Raw genomic sequence first — 17,759 nt, 5'->3', positions numbered from 1 at the left:
TGTTGCCGAGAAGTACGCCGCGTGGGGTGTATGTTATCGCGCGCCGGGCGGACGACAGCCGCCACCCGCCCGGCGCATCAGAGCTAGGCGCGCAGCACGGTGAGCTCGCGCGCGTCACCGGCGCCGTAGACGACGACGGCCTTGGCGTGGAAGGAGACGCCCTCGAGGGCGAACGCCTTCACGCCGGTGTAGACCTCCCCGTGGAAGATCGCCACGGTGTAGAACTCCCCGCTGGGAAGCTCAAAGCGCACGGCCTCGGCAAGGGCCGGGTCCACGGGCTCGGAGCCGCCGCGAAGCACTTGGGCGGGACTCACGCGCACGTCCGCCGGAACGAGCCACCAGAGCTGGCCGCCCCGCTCGGAGAGCGCGGTGCGGGCCTCGACGAGGGCGGCGTCGGACAGGGCGTTGTAGTCGAGCGAGATCTGCTCGGAGCTGAGCGTCAGCGCGCCCGTGGAGCCGAGCGCCAGCTCGCCCGCGGCGCAGGTGACGCGGCAGCCGCCGTCCGCGGCCTCGACGCGCACCTCGGGATCAAAGTGGAACCGCGAGACCAGCTCGTGCTCCCCCTCGGCCATGGCCTCGTCCGCGCAGACCCAGATGCCGCAGTCCAGCGCCACGAGCTTGCGCACCAGGACGTGCAGCGGCTCATGCCCCACGAGGGCGCCCTCGAAGTAGTGGGCGTCGCCCGCGTGACGCGCGTAGGTCTTGAGCGGGTAGCCAAAGTCGGAGTACCCCCAGCTGCCCTTGGGCACGCAGCTCGAGCGACCGTCAAGCAGCGGCACGTTGTGGGCGAGCGGGCCCTTGAGGTACGGACGCTCCGGGGAGTCCTCGCGGTAGGTGTAGCGCCCGCCGTCAACGAGCACGGGCGCGCCGTGATAGACGGCGGTCACGTGCAGGTTGTCAGAGTGCCCGTGGCCGGAGCCAAGGGGCCCGGAGGAGAACTCGATGAGGTTGGCGTCCGCGTCCCAGGAGGAACGTGCCACAAAGAGGCCGGAGTCCTCGCCGTCAAAGGTGAGCGGAAGGGTCACGCCGGCCTGGGCCGCGCACGCCACGAGGGCGTCCTCGACGTCGCAGCCAAAGGCAAAGACGTCGCCCGCGTCGAGCTCGGTGCGGCCGGAGGCCGCGGCGAGCGCGCCGTCCCCGAGCACGCCCGCGCACAGGGCCATAAGGCCCCGGACGTCGGTGCGGTCGGAGTCGCCCTGGGCGTCGATGCAGCCGTTGGGCATCATCTGCGCCGCAAGCGCGCGGGAGAGCCGCTCGGCCGCCCCACGCAGCCCACGCGGGACCGGGGCGCCCTGCGCCTCCAGGACGTGGAGGGCGCGCAGCGAGTAGAGCAGCACCTCGACGTGGTACATCGTGGACTGCTCCCAGTCGATGCCGTCGGGATAGACCTGCGCGGCCATCTGGGACTCGGCACGCTCGGCCGCCCAGACCCAGTCGGGGTCGGAGGCGGGGTCGTCCTCGAGCGTAGCCAGGACCGTGAGGATGGCAAGCGTCTGGATGCTGCCCCAGTTGCTGGTCTCGTACTTGGGGAGGTAGCGCTCGCGCAGGGACGCGATCTGGTCGCGCACGCTGCGAACAATCTTCTCCAGCAGCTCATCGGTCAGCACGCCCATCGCGTCGAGCGCGGGAAGCACGCACACCATCGAGCGGATGCGGATGCCGGTGTCGAGCGTGCGCGTGGAGAGCTCGGGCACGATCGAGGGGTGCGCGTCCACCCAGGACTCAATGAGCCGGGCCGCCTTCTCGGCATAGGACGCGTCACCCCTCACCAGCGATACGAGCGCGAGGTCCTCGAGGTAATCCATGCGGTTGAGCATGAAGCACCACTCTTCGTCGTCGTTGTTGACGACGTTCCAGTCGTAGGCGCCGGCCGGCAGCGTGAAGGGCACGCGGCAGCGCTCCATGTCCCACGTCTTTGAGAAGGTGTAGGTGTCCGCCATGACTTCGTCGGCGCGGGCGAGAAGAACGCTGAGGTCGCGCCCCGCAAGGCGCTCGCCCATCTCTCCCACGCGCATGAGCGCGGCGGTCTTCTTGAGTCTTGCTCTAACGGAAACGATATCCATGCCCATCCCTTCTATCGGTGAGCCGTCGGGATATGAAAAAGCGCCGCCCCGCTGGAGGGGACGGCGCAATTGTTTCCTCGGAAAACTAGACGAGGACGCCGCAGACGGAAAGCACCACGCCGACGACGATCGTCAGGATGACGAGCTGGTAGGTGTTCCAGTTGCGCTTCTTGATGAGGTAGTACATGAGGAGCAGGTACAGCATCGGGAGCAGCTTCGGGGCGATGTTGTCGAGCATGCCCTGGATGCTCACGGTGGACTGCTTGACGCCCTCCTCGGCAGCGCCGGCCGCGAACTCGATGTTCACGTTCATCTTGACGAACGTGGCGGCAAGGCCGGTGATGACCGTGACGCCGACCATGCTGGCGCACTCGGAGATGAGGCCCATGGACTTGGACAGCGTGTCGATGACGGAGGTGCCGAGCTTGTGGCCCAGGTTCATCATCACGTACTTGATGGCGAGCAGCGTCGCGTTGATGGCGAGGAAGAAGCCCACCGGCGCGAAGGCCATGCCCTGCATCGCGAGCGACGAGAAGATCGTCGAGTAGAGCGGGGCGAGGCAGAACTGGGAGAGCGAGTCACCGATGCCGGCGAGCGGGCCCATGAGGGCCATCTTGAGGCCGCGGATCTCGCTGTAGGGGACGCCCTCGTCGGCCATGGCCAGGTGAAGCGACGTCACGAACGGCAGCAGGTTCGGGTTCGTGTTGTAGAACTCGCAGTTCTCGGCGAGGTCCTTGCACAGGGCCTCCTTGTTGCTGCCGTGAATCTTCTTGAGGGCGGGGTAGACGACGTAGGAGTAGCCATTGCCCTGGTAGTTGCTGTAGTTGAAGCCGTTCTGCAGCAGCCAGGCACGAATCATCGTCTTGGTGTAATCGCCCTTGACGAGCTTCTTCTCGTTAGATCCAGTCATCGTGGCTGACCTCCTCGGTGGCGGCAGCGGGAGCGAGCTCCTCCTGCTTCTTCACTTCAAAGTAGTGCTTGAGGGCGAACACGAGGCCAACCATGGCGATGCCGACCGTCGGGATCCCGAGGTAGCCGGCGCAGATGTAGCCGAGCAGCGCGAAGGGGATGAACTCCTTGGTGAGCATGACGCTCATGATCATCGCGAAGCCGATGGCGGGCAGCATGCCGCCGGCGACGGAGAGGCCCGCGGTGAGCCACTCGGGGATGGCCTCGATGACGACCTGGAGGGCCGGCATCGCGAAGGCGGCGAAGAAGCCGAGCAGGAAGCCGCCCACGGCGAACAGGATCACGGTGATGTTGCAGACGAAGCGGTACTTGCCAAGCTTGTTGGCGGCGAGGGCGCGGGCAGCGGCCTCCTGGTTACCGGAGCAGGCCGTGTAGATGGCGGTCTGCAGGAACTGGATGGCAACCGCGAACGGGATGGAGAGGGCAAGCGCGCTCTCCGGGGTGACGCCCTCGGTGGTGATGGCCATCAGGGTGCCCACGATGCCGGGGCCGATGGCGTTGGGCGGGACGGTGCCGCCGGCACCGACGCCAAAGCCCATGAATGCGAGCTCGGCCACCGCGCCGACGCCAAGCGCCGTCGGGATGTCGCCGAGGATGACGCCCACACCGAACGCCAGCACGAGGCTGCGGTTGGTGTAGATTCCGAACAGCATGCCGCTCCAGCAGACTGCTGTCCAGAGGCCAATCAGAATGGCCTGGATGAACGAGATCTCCACGTTCCCTCCTTTTTCCTACCTGACACTACGTTCCGCCCTCCCCTTGGCGGGCGGTATGCTCAGCAGGGGCTACTTCCTGCAGAACTCCACGATGTCGACCTCGGCCGCACCGTCAGCGCCGGACGGGGTGGTCTTGGTGTTGAACTTGATGCCCTTGTCGGCCATGGCGAGAATGGCGGCCTTGTCCTCGGCGCCGACGAAAATGGAGCGGGTGACCTTCTCCTTGCCGTCGGCGTTGTGGATGTTGCCGACGTTGATCTCGGTCACGGGCACGCCGCCCTCGACGAGGGTGAGCGCGTCGGCCGGGTTCTTCACGAGCAGGAAAATGCGCTGCTCGGGAGCAGCCTTGTGGATGATGTCAATCGTCTTCTGAAGCGTGAAGAAGCGCATGGCGATGTTGCCGGGGATGACCGTCTTCATGAGGGTCTGGGCCATCTTGTCGCCCGCAGCCTCGTCGTTGGCGACGATGACCGTGTTCACGCCCAGGGACTTGATCCAGAGCTGACCCTGGCCGTGGACGAGACGCTCGTCGATGCGGGTCATAACGATGTTGGGTGTTGCCATTTCTTCCTCCTACCAGTACGGGTTCCAGCTCTTGGCGCTGCGAACCAGGGCTTCCATGAAGTAGTAGTCGCCCCAGATGTTGCCCTCGTCGACGCCCTTGCCGGAGTGCCAGCTATAGACGCCGTGATAGAGGATGGGGCGCAGGGGCGCGTGGTCCTCGGAGGTGTACGAGTTGATGAGGGAGCGCATCATCTGCGCGGTGACGCCGGCGTAGACGGGCGCGTCGGGGTCGTCGACGGGGAGCATCGGAGCGACCTCCATGAACCCGCAGGCGGCAGCGGCGGCGGCGCTGGAGTCGCGGGACTGGTCGGAGCCGTCGCCGAAGATGAGGTCCCAATAGCAGATGGAGTCCTCGGGGAGGCGGTTGATGAAGTAGTTCGCCATCGCGCGCCAGGTGTCGAGGTACTTGCGGTCGTTCAGGTGACGCATGTTCAGCGGGATGCCGTAGATGCCCCAGGCCTGGCCGCGGGCCCAGGCGGAGTCGTCGGAGTAGCCCTGGCGGGTGGCGCCGTGGTCGGGGCCGCCGGTCTCGGGATTCATATAGAACGTGTGGAAGGCGCTGCCGTCCTCGCGGATGATGTTGTTCACCGTCGTGTCGAAGTGCATGCGGGAGACGTCGCGGTAGTGCGTGTCACCGGTCTCCTCGGAGGCGAAGTAGAGGATCGGCAGGTTGAGCATGCAGTCGATGATGAAGCGGTAGTGCTCGGGGCTGTCCATGGGACCCCAGGCCTGCAGGAACTTGCCCTTGGGCTGCCAGCGCTCCATGAGCTTGTCGGCGGCGAGAAGGGCGGCGGTGCGGGCGTCCTCGCTGCCGGTGAGGCGATAGGCCGCAACGCAGGAGGGCACGTAGAGGAAGCCGAGGTCGTGGTGGTCGAGCTCGATGCGGTTCTCGACGCGGTGCTTGAAGCTCTGGACGTTCTCGAGGGCGCGGTCGCGGTACTTCTCGTCCCCCGTCATCTCATAGGCGAGCCAGAGAAGGCCGGTCCAGAAGCCGTCGGTCCACTCGATGCAGTCGATGATCGGGTACTCGAGTCCCTTGGTGGCAGACCAGGGGAACCTCGTTCCGAAGGCCTCCATGTTGGCGTCGATCTGGGCGAGGCAGCAGGCCAGGCCGCGATCGATCTCCTCCTTGGTCAGGGGCTCGACCGAGAGCCACCGCTCGCGATCGGCAATCTTCTCCGTGTTCACGTGAGCCATGCCTGCCATCCTTTCCTACCGCTTTTCCGTATGGCCGCCCAAAATGTGAGCGGTCATATTACAAACCGGTTTACCCCGCCTCAGTTTTATAGGATATTCGCCTTTAGCTAGCAATAAAGTTCATGTTTCAATCATGTGAACGGACATGAATTGGCGGCGGGCGGAGTAAACCGGAGTAAAGGTTGACAAAACTGGTTTTGCGCGTAGTCTTGTCCTGACTCATGTCTTCATTTCTGGAAACGTCACACCCAGAGGAAAGGAACGGGACCCCATGAAGATCGCCCTCATCAACGAGAACAGCCAGAACGCCAAGAACCCCATGATCGAGGCCGCCCTCAAGAAGGTCGTCGAGCCCATGGGCCACACCGTCTTCAACTACGGCATGTACGCCGACGAGGGCTCCAACCCCCTGACCTACGTGCAGAACGGCATCCTGGCCGCCGTCCTCATCAACTCCGGCGCCGCCGACTACGTGGTGACCGGCTGCGGCACTGGCGAGGGCGCCATGCTCGCCTGCAACAGCTTCCCGGGCGTCCTCTGCGGCCACGTGGCCGATCCCCTCGACGCCTACACCTTCGCCCAGGTGAACGACGGCAACGCCGTGGCCATGCCCTTCGCCCTCAAGAACGGCTGGGGCCAGGAGCTCAACCTCGAGTACACCTTCGAGAAGCTCTTCGGCTTCGGCTCCGGCAACGGCTACCCCGCCGAGCGCGTCGTCCCCGAGCAGCGCAACAAGAAGATCCTCGACGGCGTGCGCGCCGCTGCCTTCAAGCCGCTGACCGAGATCCTCGACGCCCTCGATCCCGAGCTCGTGAAGGGCGCCCTTTCCGGCGAGCACTTCCAGGAGTACTTCTTCGCCAACGCCACGGACGAGGCCATCATCGCCAAGGTCAAGGAGATCCTCGGCCTCTAGTCCTTCTCGCACATTCGCCTCGTGCCGCGGGCGGCCTTCGGGCCGCCCGCTTTTTTGCGCAATATTCCCCTCCGCCCACCTGATATGTAAGCGTTTTGTTGGCCCCTGATTTGCGGCCCCAGCTGCCGTGAATTGAGTAAACTATGTTTACTAAACATCCTGTGACACGAGCAGTGGGGGGCACGAAGAGCATCATGGCGCAGAAGAGGCGCATCACCATCAAGGACATCGCCGAGATGGCGGGCACGTCGAAGACCACCGTCTCGTTCTATCTCAACGGCAAGACCGAGCGCATGTCGGAGGACACGCAGAAGCGCATCAAGAAGGCGATCGAGAAGACCGGCTACGAGCCCAACCCCCTCGCGCGCGGCATGAACGCCAAGAGCTCCAAGCTCATCGGCGTCGTCATCGGCGACGTGACCAACGAGTTCTCCAACCGCATCGTCAAGGGCATCGGCTCCGTCGTCGACAAGGCCGGGTACCGCCTGCTCTGCTGCTCCTCCAACTACAGCGCAGACGGCGAGCGCGCCTACATCGACCGCCTGCTCGCCCTAGGCGTCGACGGCTTCATCGTGCAGCCAACCTCGCAGTTCAAGACCGTCGCGGACGACATCGAGGCCGCGGGCAAGAAGCTCGTCTTCTTTGACTCCAAGTACTACGACTACACCTCGAGCTGGGTGAAGACGGACAACTACGAGTCGACGTATCGGACGGTGAAGTCGTGCGTGGAGCGCGGCTACCGCCGCTTCCTGCTCGTCGCCGCCGCACCGCAGCTCCTGAGCTCGCGCATCGAGCGCTTCTCCGGCTTCGTCGACGCGCTCGAGAAGGAGGGGACCGGCTTCACGCAGTTCGAGATCGCCCCGGGAGAGATCGACTCGGGGGCGCTCCGCCAGTTCCTTCGCGCCAACATCGACGGCGAGACCCCGACCCTCGTCTTTGCCCCCAACTGCTGGGCCCTGCCCGAGATCTACGTGGCCATGCGCGAGTTCTACCCGCTCATGCCCGACAAGGTGGGCCTCGTGGGCTTTGACAACTTCGACTGGACGAGCGTCGCCTCCCCGAGCGTCACCGCCATCGAGCAGCCCGCCTTCGAGGAGGGCCGCGAGGCCGCCCGCATCCTGCTCGAGCTGCTGGAGAGCGACGAGAAGAAGACCGTCCACCAGGAGCTCGACTGCAACGTCCAGTGGCGTTCCACCACGCTGTAGCGGGCTGGCACGCGCCGGTCGTCAGAGTCCCGTAGCGCGTCCCCGGTCACTCCGCCGGATACCCCGGCTCGCCGCAGACCACGCAGGCGAGCCATGTGGTCCCCGCTGTGATCCGCGCCCTCAGCACGGGGACGGCGCTCCGCTCGCAGCTGTAGATGTTGGTGTTGGGGTCCTGGAGGACAACGTCGGCGTCGCGGTCGCTCCACAGGACGCCGCGCATGGCGTCGGCAAGCCCCGCCTCCTCGACGGAGCGCTCGAGGGTGTCGTCACACGCCCGCGCGTCCACGATGCCGGAGCGCCAGAGACGGCCCGCCTCGGACACGCGCGAGAGCAGCACGGCGCCGTCGCGCTCCTCCTCGGGAGCGTCCTCCTTGGGGTTCCACCCGAAGAGCGGGAACGCCCCCTCGCAGACGTCGAGGGAGCTCGACGACTCGACGTGGTGGATGCGCACGTGCGTGGACTCGTTCACCGGGATGAGCCAGGTCTCAACCTGCGCGATGGACGCGTAGCGCCAGAGGGTGTGGGCATAGCCCGCACGCACCTCCCCCATGTCGACGCGGTCGCGCGAGGCGTACTGGTCAAGCCCCACGATGGAGAGCGCCAGGCACGAGTCGACGGCAAAGTAGGTGAGGCCGCAGACGTCGCGCGAGATGTTCCACCCAAACGCGGACGAGTAGCAGAGCTTGCCGTAGCGCGACATCCCACCCGAGACCGTGGGGCCGCCGAACTGCGTGGCGGAGAGCAGATAGCTGTGGTGAGGGCCGCTCACGGCAAGGACGCCGGGCCCCGGCTCCACGCGCACGGGCTCTCGCGCGGGCTCGCGCTCCGCGACGGACCAGAACTCGTCTGCGGGCGGGAGCGCCAGCACCACGAGCGAGCGAAGGGCGCGCGCGGGAGAGGCGGGAGAGCAGTAGTTCTCCACGAGGGAGAGGTTGGGATAGCCATACCCGGGCGCCAGCGGGCCGGATGCCGGGACCAGGTGCGCGTGCCACCAGCGCAGGTGCTGCAGAAGCAGGCGCTTGACCTCGCCGAGCCCCAGGGAGTGCGTCCCCGTGAGGGCCTCCGCCGCCCAGAAGCACCCGTGCCCGAAGCGATAGAAGATGCTGCGCCCAAACGGGACGGAGCGGCCCTGCCGGTCGAACCACGAGACGTAGTCCCGCTCGAAGGCGGCGGCGCGCGCCTCCTCGTCCGGCAGCGGGCACGCCTCGGGCGCAAACCGGTGCAGCAGCAGGAGGACGAAGTGGAAGGAGAGGCCGATGTAGTGGTCGCGCTGGAACGGACGGCCGTTCTCGTACCACCCGTCGCCCGCATACATCGACTCGATCGAGCGCAGGTCAAGGGCGAGGCGCTCGGCGTCGTACGGCAGTCCGGCCGCGGCGAGCCCCGCGTTCACGAGCGCGCGGGAGCAGAACCAGCCGCCCCACGGGAGGTCCACCCCGTTGGCGAGGTTCAGCCAGGTGACCAGGCGGTCGCGCTCCTCGGGGGTGAGGCGCGAGAGAAGCTCCTCGGGGCACACGAGAAGGCCGTAGCCGAAGACCTCCATCTCCACGATGATCTGACGGCGCGGGAGCGTGGGCTCCGGGAAGGCGAGCGGGCCCTCGGGGTCGAGCCCGTCCTTGATGCGCCTGACGAACGGCCCCACGTCCTTCTCGTCATACTCGCCGGACGCCAGGAGCGAGAAGATCGCCCAGAGGGGGCGGACCGCCCACTCGAAGCGCCGGATGTCCTCGTCGTAGGTCGAGCCCGAGGTCGCGGGATAGGCGTACGGATCCGGCAGAAGGTCGCGCAGCCACGCGATCAGGTCGTCGCGCGTGCTCAGGTCCCGGTGGCGCCGCGTCATGTCTGTCCCTCCCGCGTCTCGGTTTTCGTAAACGTTTAGTCACACGATAGCACGACGGTACTGTCCTGGCGCGCTTTCCGCCGGACAGAATATAACTAGGGCCGTGCGTACCTTGTTGCCCGCCCCTCACCGAGCCTGAGCACGGCCCCCTTTGACACAAGCGCGTCAAGCGCCGCGAGCGCACGCGCGCGACTGAGGTGCGCCTCATCCTCGATCGCCCGACGTGCGAGGACGCGTCCCCCTCCGAGGGTCTTGAGAACGCTCCTCTCGTCTTCGGTTCCCTCGAACGCATCCATGACAGGAAGCGTTACCGAGATAAAGCCATCGCGCAGGTCAAAGACGGGCTGGGCAACCGATCCCTGATACGACCTTCTGATTCGGGTGATGCCCGTACCAAACTTCTCGATGTAATCGAGCTTGAAGAACACCTCCGCCAACACCGGGTTTCTCAGCAGGGAGACCTGGCCGTAGAGATACTGCTCATCGGTCAGGCCCGAGGGAAGCCCGCCGGGCGACGTCACCACAATGCGGTTTTCGTACAGGGCAACCTGAACGTTTGCCCGAACGTCCCACGTTCGGTGGACAAGGGCGTTCGCCAGCGCCTCGCGAAACGCCTCGCGCGGCACGCGGGACAGGAGCTTCCTTGTGGTCCCCTCCACCCGCTCGTAGCAGTAATAGCGGACGAACATCTCAACGGCTCGGTCGATTTGCTCCAGCACCGAGATTCCCACGAGGGTCTCTCGGTCATAGATCACGTCCCCGCTATCCCCGAACCTGACGATGTCGACGCCGGGAAAGTCGTTCTCGTCCGCAAGAAGTGCGGCAGCGTTGGTGTACCCGTCCTTGTTAAGCAGGCCAAGCGTGAGAAGGACATCCCTACTCAGGGCCTCGATGCCGAGGCTTTTTGAGAGCTTTCTCTCCAGCAGGGAAAACGATACGTCCTGGCGGGCAGACGGCAACTCATCATATGTCCGATTGCTCCCCTCAAGCACCAGCCTGCCGTACTCGAGACGGTCGACCTCTATCGTTGCCGAGTCTCCACGCCGATACGCCCTCCCCTTGCTCCGATAGGGCTTGTCCGGGCCCTCGTAGACGGTGAGCGTCACCGTCCCCGCCGCCTCGTCAGGCTCAAGCGCGTACCGGGGGATGGGGTCGAGGCTGTCATTGATCATGTTCTCGATCCGCAGGCACGAGGAAACCGGGTCGTCAATGCCAACGCACATCCCGTTGTCATTGACGCCAAAAACGATGCGCCCGGTCCCGTAGTTTGCGAACGCGCTCACCGTCTTGAGGAACGTCGGCGTGACCGCCTCCTTGAACTCTGTCGTGGGCGTCTCTCGAATGACCATGGCTCCTCGTTTCGTACGCCTTCCATCACGATTGTAAGACGATTTTACATTTCGTACTGATACTTTGAGGACGAAATTATAAATCGTCTTTTCTTCAGGCATACGCGCCTCCCGCGCGATGGCGTATTATTGATAGCTCGATATTCCGCGCAACGGAGGGAGCGCAATGCCCGAGAGCGTCGACGTCGCCCACGGCGACGACCCGATCTTCCAGCAGGAGCAGGCCCACCTCACGGAGCTCTACGCCAAGCTCCTCAAGATCCGCGACGACATATCCCAGGACCTGGAGTCCAACCACCAGGGCGCCAAGCAGGACCTCATCGCCATGAGCGAGGAGGTGCGCCTGGACTTCGGCGGCGCCGACGAGACCATCGAGACGCTCGCCGCCATCGAGACGCTGAACTCCGTCATCGACGCCTACAACCAGTACCACGACTTCAACGTGGACAAGCTCCGCCGCGTGATGCTGCTGCTCATGCAACCCTACTTTGCCAAGGTCACGCTCGAGATGCGCCCGGGGCGCCCCCCGCGCGACGTCTACATCGGCACCGCGGGCATGACCGACGAGCGCAGCCGCCCGCTCGTGGTGGACTGGCGCTCCCCCGTCGCCGAGACCTACTACAACCAGGAGATGGGGCCCACGAGCTACGAGGTGGACGGCAAGGTCCGCACCGTGAACCTGACCCTGCGCCGGCAGTTCGACATCGTGCGCGACCAGCTCAACTCCTACTTCGACACCACCATCGCCATCCAGGACTCGCTCCTGCTGGGCGCCCTCAAGAAGCACCACACCGAGAAGCTCCAGGCCATCACGGCCACGATCCAGCGCGAGCAGAACGAGGTCGTGCGGCACGAGGACGTCCCCGTGCTGCTGGTCAACGGCATCGCGGGCTCCGGGAAGACGTCTGTGCTGCTGCAGCGCATCGCCTACCTGCTCTACCAGGAGCGCAAGACCCTCTCGCCCGACCAGGTCTGGCTCTTCACGCCCAACGACGTCTTCGAGCACTACATCGACACGGTCCTACCCTCGATGGGCGAGGCCAACCCGCAGACGTTCACCTGGCGCGCCTTCGTCGAGGCGCAGGGCGCGGGCGAGCGCGACCTCGGGGTGGACACCGCGCCGGAGTCCCTGCGCCGCCTGGACGAGGCCGTCGCCGAGCTCGCGCTCGAGCCGGACGACCTGCGCGAGATCCGCTTCGCGGGGGAGGTCCTCCTCAAGGCGGGCCAGGTCCAGGGCGCGGCGGAAAAGTTCTCGCAGTTCCCCGTCGGACCCCGCTTCACCGCTCTTGTGAAGGACGAGCTCCACGACCGGCTGGAGCGGCGCTTCACGCAGCTCTCGAAGAGCGACGAGGTCCAGGAGGAGATGCTCGAGATGGACGTCGAGCAGCAGGTGGAGGTCTTCGGCGAGACCATCTCCCCCGACGATGACGACGAGGTCGCCGCCTACGCGCGCCGCCTCGTGGAGCAGCGCTACGCGGGCGCGCACGACGAGATCGAGCGCCTCTCGTGGATCCGCTTCGACCGCATCGGCATGCGCCTGCTCGGCCAGCACGCCCTGTCCGCGACCGAGTGGCTCTACCTGCGGCTGCTCTTCACCGGCACCGGCGACAAGTCTGCGCGCTTCGTCATGGTGGACGAGGTTCAGGACTACACCGAGGCCCAGCTCATGGTGCTCGCGCGGCACTTCTCGCGCGCGCACTTCCTGCTCCTGGGAGACGAGCACCAGGCCATCATGGAGGGCACGGCCACGTTCCCGCGGATCGCGGAGATCTTCCGCGCAAGCCATGGAAGCGTGGACGAGTGCCGCCTGCTCACGAGCTACCGCTCCTCGCCGGAGATCACCGAGCTCTTCTGCGGCCTTCTGGAGCCGGACGAGCGCAGGCGCCTCACCTCCGTGCAGCGCGCCGGCGTCAAGCCCGACGTCCGGGCGTTTGACGAGAAGGACGCCTACCTCGAGGCGCTGCGAGCCGCCGTGGCGGAGCCCGGCGAGGGCCTCACGGCCGTCATCGCCGAGTCGGACGCGCGCGTGAGCTGGCTTGCAAAGCAGCTCGGAGACGCCGTCTGCGTGCTGGGCAAGAACTCCGATCTGCCCGCCTCCGGCGTGGTGCTGCTCTCCCTGCGCGTGGCCAAGGGGCTGGAGTTCGACCACGTGATCGTGCCCGACGCGCAGGCCGAGGTCTACCCGGACACCCCGCTCGCGCGCCGACGCCTCTACACCGCGCTCTCCCGCGCGATGCACCGCGTGACCGTGCTCGCCCAGGGCCCGCTCACGCCGCTGCTGGGCTAACGCGCTGGTGTCGGGTCTGTGCCGCTGGCGTCGGGCTTGTGCCACTGGTGTCAGGTTTGTTTGGCGCGCCGGGGCGGCGCGCCAAACAAACCTGACACCAGTGGCACAAGCCCGACGCCAGCGGCACACGCCAAGAACGTGCTACGCTGCTTGTGACACCACCATCAGCGGAATGGCGCCGTCCCCCTAGGAGGCCCCATGTTCAGCCCGTTTCGTGATAGGCAGGGCATGCCCAAGGAGCTCGCGGACGTGGAGTACGCCGACCTCGCGCAGCTCGCGGACTACGAGGAAGGCTTTGCCCTAGAGTTCAAGCAGTCCTTCTCGCCAAGCGTGCGCAGGAAAATACCCAAGGTGGTGGCGTCGTTCGCCAACTCACGCGGCGGCTGGCTCGTCATCGGCGTCTCGGATGCCGAGAAGGACGTCTGCCCGGTGCCGCGCCCCAAGGCCGACGTCAGCCAGACCATCGGCGAGCTCTGTCGGCGCCACGTCTCCCCCGCCCCGCGCTTCGACGCGCGCTTCGTGCCCGACCCGGCCGCACCCAATCAGGGCGTCATCCTCGTTCAGGTCTTCGAAGGCGACTTCCCTCCCTACGTGGCGGACGGCGTCGTTGAGATCCGCGAGGGCTCGACCTCGGGGCCTGCCGCCGGCACCGCGCTCGTCGACCTCTATGACAAGGCCACGCGCCGGCGCCTCGAGGTCCGAATGTTCTGCAAGCGGACCGTCCACTACCCCATGGGCGACGACGGGCTGCCGCTCTTCAACCTCTACCTCTTCCGCATGGGCCGCATGACCGGCGACTCCTTCTCGCGCGAGAAGGACGGCGAGCACGCACGAGCCATGCGTCGCGCCTTCGCGCGCCAGGGGCTCGGCTGCCGCGTCCAGCACGCGCACGACAGCCTCGTCTTCCGCATCCCGGCGCGTGACGAGACGGTGGTCCCGCACTCCGCCATCGAGCTCTTTCCGGACGAGTCGATCAAGCTCTCGGTGCCCGCCGTTCTTCTCGCCGGCGAGGAGCGCGAGGCCGCCCTCGGCGTGCTGGCATCTCGCGCGCTCTTCCCACCTGCCGTGGACGCCCGGCTCATTGACGCGCCCGCGACCCTCGGCCGCGTGACGAGGATGGCCTCGCTGCTCGACCGCTACGCGCGCGCCCGGGGCATCGCGTGGCGCGAGTACGCCGTGGCGTACGAGCTTGAGAACATGGCGGGAGTGACCCTCTGGTCGAACGACAAGACCTACCTCGCCTACGCCGAGCGCCATGGCGTGCTCTACTGCGCCACGACCGACTGCCTCTCGCGCGTCCGCTACCTCGACGACGGCGCGCACGACACCTTCCGCGCGCGGCAGTTCGCCGGCAGCCACTTCTTCGAAGCGTGCGGCCTGCCGCTGGGGTCGCCCGACCCGGAGGACAACGCCCTCGTGGACGCGCTGCTCCGCACGTCCTGAGCGCAACGCGCGCCACTGGCGTCAGGTTTGTTTGGCACGCCGCCCCGGCGTGCCAAACAAACCTGACGCCAGTGGCGCGCGTTGCGTTATGGTTGACTGTCGAAAATGAGTGCTGGAGGGGGTACCCATGACGGTCAATCAGAGGGGCGTCGTCGTCACGCTGGGATTCTGCGGGCTGGTCTCGGCAGCGGACAACTGGTTCGTCTCGCCGGCGCTGCCCGCAATCGCCCAGACGCTCGCCGTGGCACCGTCCGTCGCTGCCGTGGTGCTCACGGCGTACCTCGTCCCCTACGGCATGCTTCAGCCGGTCTGCGGCGCCATCGGGGACCGCGTCGGTCGCCAGCGGCTGCTGCGCGTCATCGTCCTGGGGCTGGCGATAAGCACGGTCGTGTGCGCCGCCGCCCCGACGCTCGAGCTTCTCGTGGCGGCGCGAATCCTCACCGGCTGCTTTGCGGCAGGCATCATATCGGTCTCGCAGGCGCTCGTCGGCGACGTCATCCCAGCCGAGGAGCGAGCCGGCGCCGTCGGCCTGCTCATGGGCATCACCTTCACCGGGCAGGGGCTCTCCGCGGGACTCGGCGGCATCATCACGGACCTCGTGGGTTGGCGGGCGGCCTTTGTCTCGTTTGGCGTGCTCGGGCTGCTCGCATGGCTTGGCCTGCTGCGCCTGCGCGGAATTGCCGAGGCCCTGCCCCCGGCCGAGGGACAGCGCTCGCCCTTGGGCGAGGCTCGGGACTTCCTCGAGCGCGCCGTCCGCCTCTTCTTCCGGCAGGGGCGCGCAATCTACCTCACCGCCTGCTCGACCGGCATTATCTACCTCGGCGTCTATGGCTTCATGGGGACGTTCCTCGCAGAGCGGTGCGGACTCTCCCCCACCGCCTCCGGCCTGCTCATGATGTTCTACGGCATCGCCTGCCTCGTGGGCGGAACCATCTCGGGCCGCATCGGCGCGGGCGGTGGCCTGCTGCGTGTGATTCAGGTGGGCGAGGTCTCGGGGCTCTGCGCCGTCATCCTCCTCGCCGCGTCCGCGCTGACCGGCTCGTGGGCCCCCGCGCTCGGCGCCGCGGCCTGCCTGGGACTCGGGTACATCCTCGTCCAGCCCACGCTCGTCTCGCTCTCGATGGACGTTGACCCGTCCCAGACGGGGCTCTGCACGGGGCTCATCGGCCTCGGCGTCTTTGCGGGCGGCGGCGTGGGGTCCGTGCTCGGGCAGATCGCTATCGGCGCCGGCGGCTACCTCGCGCTCTGGACCTGCGCCGGCGTTGCGCTCGTGGCCCAGACCGTCATCAGCACGTGGGCGCTCGCGCGGCGCGGACGCGCATAGGCGGGGCAGGCGCCGCGCAGCATGCATTCTGCGCGAGGTTCTTCTCGCCAACTGGGCGCATCCCGTCCTCTCCGGGCAGAATGCATGCTATTCCCGGCTGAGGGTCATGCGTAGCGCCGCGCCACCGCCATGGTCTCGGCGAGATACCAGCCGCCGAAGAGCACGCAGTGCAGGAGCAGCGGCGCCAGCTGGTGGATGCCCACCCGCTCCCGCCATCCGTCCGCAAGGGGCGACACCTCGTCGTATCCCGCGATCACCTCGTCGAGGAACGGATAGCCAAAGAGCGCGAGCATCGCGAGGTCGGTCTCGGCATGGCCACCGTAGGCCATCGGGTCGATGAGGACACCTCCGGTGGGCGCGTCACGCCCTGCATCCCAAAGCACGTTCCCCGCCCAGAGGTCTCCGTGCAGCCGGGCGCACGGGAGGCCCGCCGCGCGCACGAGCGCGGGCTGCGGGGCGTCGTACTCCCCCGAAGCGAGCCGTCCAGCCACCCGCTCTAGCACCGCGGCCTCCCCGTTGTCGAAGTCCCCCCGGTCAACGAGGACGCGCACGTAGTTCATGATGCGGTGCTCGGCAAAGAACGGGCCCCAGGCATCCGACGCGCCATCACGCGAGACATAGGGGGTGCGCGCCCGGCCGCACCACGGGTCGCCCGACCACCCCGCGGGGGCGCAGCCGAACCAGGGCGCGCCGGCCGCATGCGTCCGGGCGAGCGCCGCACCGATCCTGCGGGCGGCCGACGCCGAGGGGGCGCCCGTCTCGACGCGCTCCTCGACGAGCTCCTCCTCCGTCACGCTCAGCACGCGCACGACGCGGATGCCGCCGAGCGGCTCCGCCTCCGCGAGCCAGCGCAGGGCGGCCGCCTCGCCCGGCAGGTTGTCGCCGAAGCCGGCCGTCTTGACGAAGGCGCCGTTTCCCATGAGGCCTCCTCTGCGCAATCAGGGGGATAGTGCGAAAAACTTGACGCGGCTTGTGCAATCAGGGGGATAGTGTGAAGCCATTCTATGGCTTCGAGGCCAGATTTTGCATCCGGGACGGGCGCTCTCCCCGCAAAAGGCCAGTTGCGCCTTCGGCCCCTACTTCGCGAGAGGGCAAAACACCTTCCCACTATCCCCCCGATTGCGTCCCAGAGCCGCGTTTCTTCGCACTATCCCCCTGACTGCACAGTCCGACGGCACCCGGCTCAAAGTACAATGGGTCATCGCATCGCATCGAGAAAGGACCGTCATGGCTGGCAGCATCAACTACCAGACCGCGCGCTTCGAGGCCTCCTATGGCACTGTGGCGCAGCTTCCCGAGTCGACCACGCCCGAGGTCGCGGTTGCCGGCCGCTCCAACGTCGGCAAGTCTTCCCTGCTCAACAAGCTCTTCAACCGCAAGGGCCTCGTTAAGGTCTCGAGCACGCCGGGAAAGACGGCGAACATCAACTTCTTCGAGGTGGACGGCATTCGCTTCGTCGACCTGCCCGGCTACGGCTTTGCCAAGGTGTCCCAGAAGGAGAAGCAGCGCTGGGCGGACCTCATCTCCGGCTACTTTGCGCAGGAGCGCAGCTTCAACCTCGTGATTGCGCTCGTCGACATCAGGCATGACGCCCAGCGGCTCGACCACGAGATGGTGGGCTTCCTGCGCGAGAGCGGCCTTCCCTTCGTGGTGGCGCTCACCAAGGCCGACAAGCTCGGGCGCTCCAAGCAGACGCAGCAGGCAGCTGCCATCGCACGGCAGCTCGGCATCGAGCGCAACCAGGTGGTCGTGACCTCCTCGGAGACCGGTCAGGGCATCGACGACCTGCGTCGCCGCATCGCAGACGCGTGTCTGTGATGCGGGTGATTCGGGGACGGGCTATTTCTCTCGGGGAGTCCGGGGCGGGCCTTGCCCTCGGCCCCGGGTTT

Annotated in this window: 14 protein-coding genes; 6 read left to right on the top strand and 8 right to left on the bottom strand. The window is 66.7% G+C overall.

Annotated elements, in window-relative coordinates; translation table 11 throughout:
• Positions 1-83 precede the first annotated feature (83 nt).
• The 5 genes from E0L17_RS06100 to E0L17_RS06080 form a co-directional block, all read right to left on the bottom strand.
• The gene (locus E0L17_RS06100; protein ID WP_167930372.1) at positions 84-2,063 is read right to left on the bottom strand and encodes an alginate lyase family protein; all 1,980 of its coding nucleotides are present in this window, start codon (positions 2,061-2,063) and stop codon (positions 84-86) included.
• Positions 2,064-2,148: 85 nt separating this feature from the next.
• Positions 2,149-2,973 (bottom strand): PTS system mannose/fructose/sorbose family transporter subunit IID, encoded by an 825-nt coding sequence (locus tag E0L17_RS06095; protein WP_167930371.1) that lies wholly within the window; start codon positions 2,971-2,973, stop codon positions 2,149-2,151.
• Positions 2,960-3,748, bottom strand: a complete 789-nt coding sequence (locus tag E0L17_RS06090) for a PTS mannose/fructose/sorbose/N-acetylgalactosamine transporter subunit IIC (protein WP_167930370.1) — start codon at positions 3,746-3,748, stop codon at positions 2,960-2,962. The genes E0L17_RS06095 and E0L17_RS06090 overlap by 14 nt, the downstream gene beginning before the upstream one ends.
• A gap of 69 nt (positions 3,749-3,817) precedes the next feature.
• A complete protein-coding gene (locus tag E0L17_RS06085) occupies positions 3,818-4,312 on the bottom strand; it encodes a PTS sugar transporter subunit IIB (RefSeq protein ID WP_167930369.1) in 495 nt (164 codons plus the stop codon).
• A 9-nt stretch (positions 4,313-4,321) separates the two neighbouring features.
• Positions 4,322-5,509, bottom strand: a complete 1,188-nt coding sequence (locus E0L17_RS06080; RefSeq protein WP_167930368.1) for a glycoside hydrolase family 88 protein — start codon at positions 5,507-5,509, stop codon at positions 4,322-4,324.
• Between the two features lie 271 nt (positions 5,510-5,780).
• On the opposite strand from E0L17_RS06080, the gene E0L17_RS06075 reads away from it, so the two are divergent.
• The gene (locus tag E0L17_RS06075; protein ID WP_167930367.1) at positions 5,781-6,422 is read left to right on the top strand and encodes an RpiB/LacA/LacB family sugar-phosphate isomerase; all 642 of its coding nucleotides are present in this window, start codon (positions 5,781-5,783) and stop codon (positions 6,420-6,422) included.
• 194 nt (positions 6,423-6,616) lie between these two features.
• Positions 6,617-7,627 carry a LacI family DNA-binding transcriptional regulator gene (locus tag E0L17_RS06070; protein ID WP_167930366.1) on the top strand — a complete coding sequence of 337 codons (1,011 nt, stop codon included), beginning with the start codon at positions 6,617-6,619 and terminating at the stop codon, positions 7,625-7,627.
• Positions 7,628-7,673: 46 nt separating this feature from the next.
• Here E0L17_RS06070 and E0L17_RS06065 read toward each other — a convergent pair whose 3' ends face one another.
• Together E0L17_RS06065 and E0L17_RS06060 are read right to left on the bottom strand one after the other, a co-directional pair.
• The gene (locus tag E0L17_RS06065) at positions 7,674-9,467 is read right to left on the bottom strand and encodes a DUF2264 domain-containing protein (protein WP_167930365.1); all 1,794 of its coding nucleotides are present in this window, start codon (positions 9,465-9,467) and stop codon (positions 7,674-7,676) included.
• Positions 9,468-9,562: 95 nt separating this feature from the next.
• Entirely contained in the window at positions 9,563-10,816 is a 1,254-nt protein-coding gene (locus tag E0L17_RS06060; RefSeq protein WP_206109030.1) for an ATP-binding protein, read from the bottom strand.
• A 166-nt stretch (positions 10,817-10,982) separates the two neighbouring features.
• Between E0L17_RS06060 and E0L17_RS06055 the strand changes: the two genes are divergently transcribed.
• The 3 genes from E0L17_RS06055 to E0L17_RS06045 all read left to right on the top strand — a co-directional run bounded on the left by E0L17_RS06055 (position 10,983) and on the right by E0L17_RS06045 (position 15,870).
• Complete coding sequence (locus tag E0L17_RS06055; RefSeq protein ID WP_167930364.1) at positions 10,983-13,103, top strand: HelD family protein; 2,121 nt, start codon at positions 10,983-10,985, stop codon at positions 13,101-13,103.
• 198 nt (positions 13,104-13,301) lie between these two features.
• On the top strand, positions 13,302-14,546 hold the full coding sequence (locus E0L17_RS06050) for an AlbA family DNA-binding domain-containing protein (protein WP_167930363.1): 1,245 nt from the start codon (positions 13,302-13,304) through the stop codon (positions 14,544-14,546).
• 127 nt (positions 14,547-14,673) lie between these two features.
• On the top strand, positions 14,674-15,870 hold the full coding sequence (locus E0L17_RS06045) for an MFS transporter (protein WP_167930362.1): 1,197 nt from the start codon (positions 14,674-14,676) through the stop codon (positions 15,868-15,870).
• Positions 15,871-15,974: 104 nt separating this feature from the next.
• On the opposite strand, the gene E0L17_RS06040 is transcribed toward E0L17_RS06045, so the two are convergent.
• Positions 15,975-16,790: a fructosamine kinase family protein gene (locus tag E0L17_RS06040; RefSeq protein WP_167930361.1), complete on the bottom strand. Its 816-nt coding sequence runs from the start codon at positions 16,788-16,790 to the stop codon at positions 15,975-15,977.
• Positions 16,791-17,097: 307 nt separating this feature from the next.
• Here E0L17_RS06040 and yihA point away from each other — a divergent pair, with 307 nt between their 5' ends.
• Positions 17,098-17,688 carry a ribosome biogenesis GTP-binding protein YihA/YsxC gene (gene yihA, locus E0L17_RS06035; protein ID WP_167930360.1) on the top strand — a complete coding sequence of 197 codons (591 nt, stop codon included), beginning with the start codon at positions 17,098-17,100 and terminating at the stop codon, positions 17,686-17,688.
• Positions 17,689-17,759 lie beyond the last annotated feature (71 nt).

Source organism: Olsenella sp. SW781 (genome assembly GCF_012027725.1).
In the GTDB taxonomy this organism is placed as follows: Bacteria; Actinomycetota; Coriobacteriia; order Coriobacteriales; family Atopobiaceae; genus Thermophilibacter.
The sequence above is the reverse complement of the archived record's forward strand: the minus strand, read 5'-3'. Positions and strand labels throughout refer to the sequence as shown.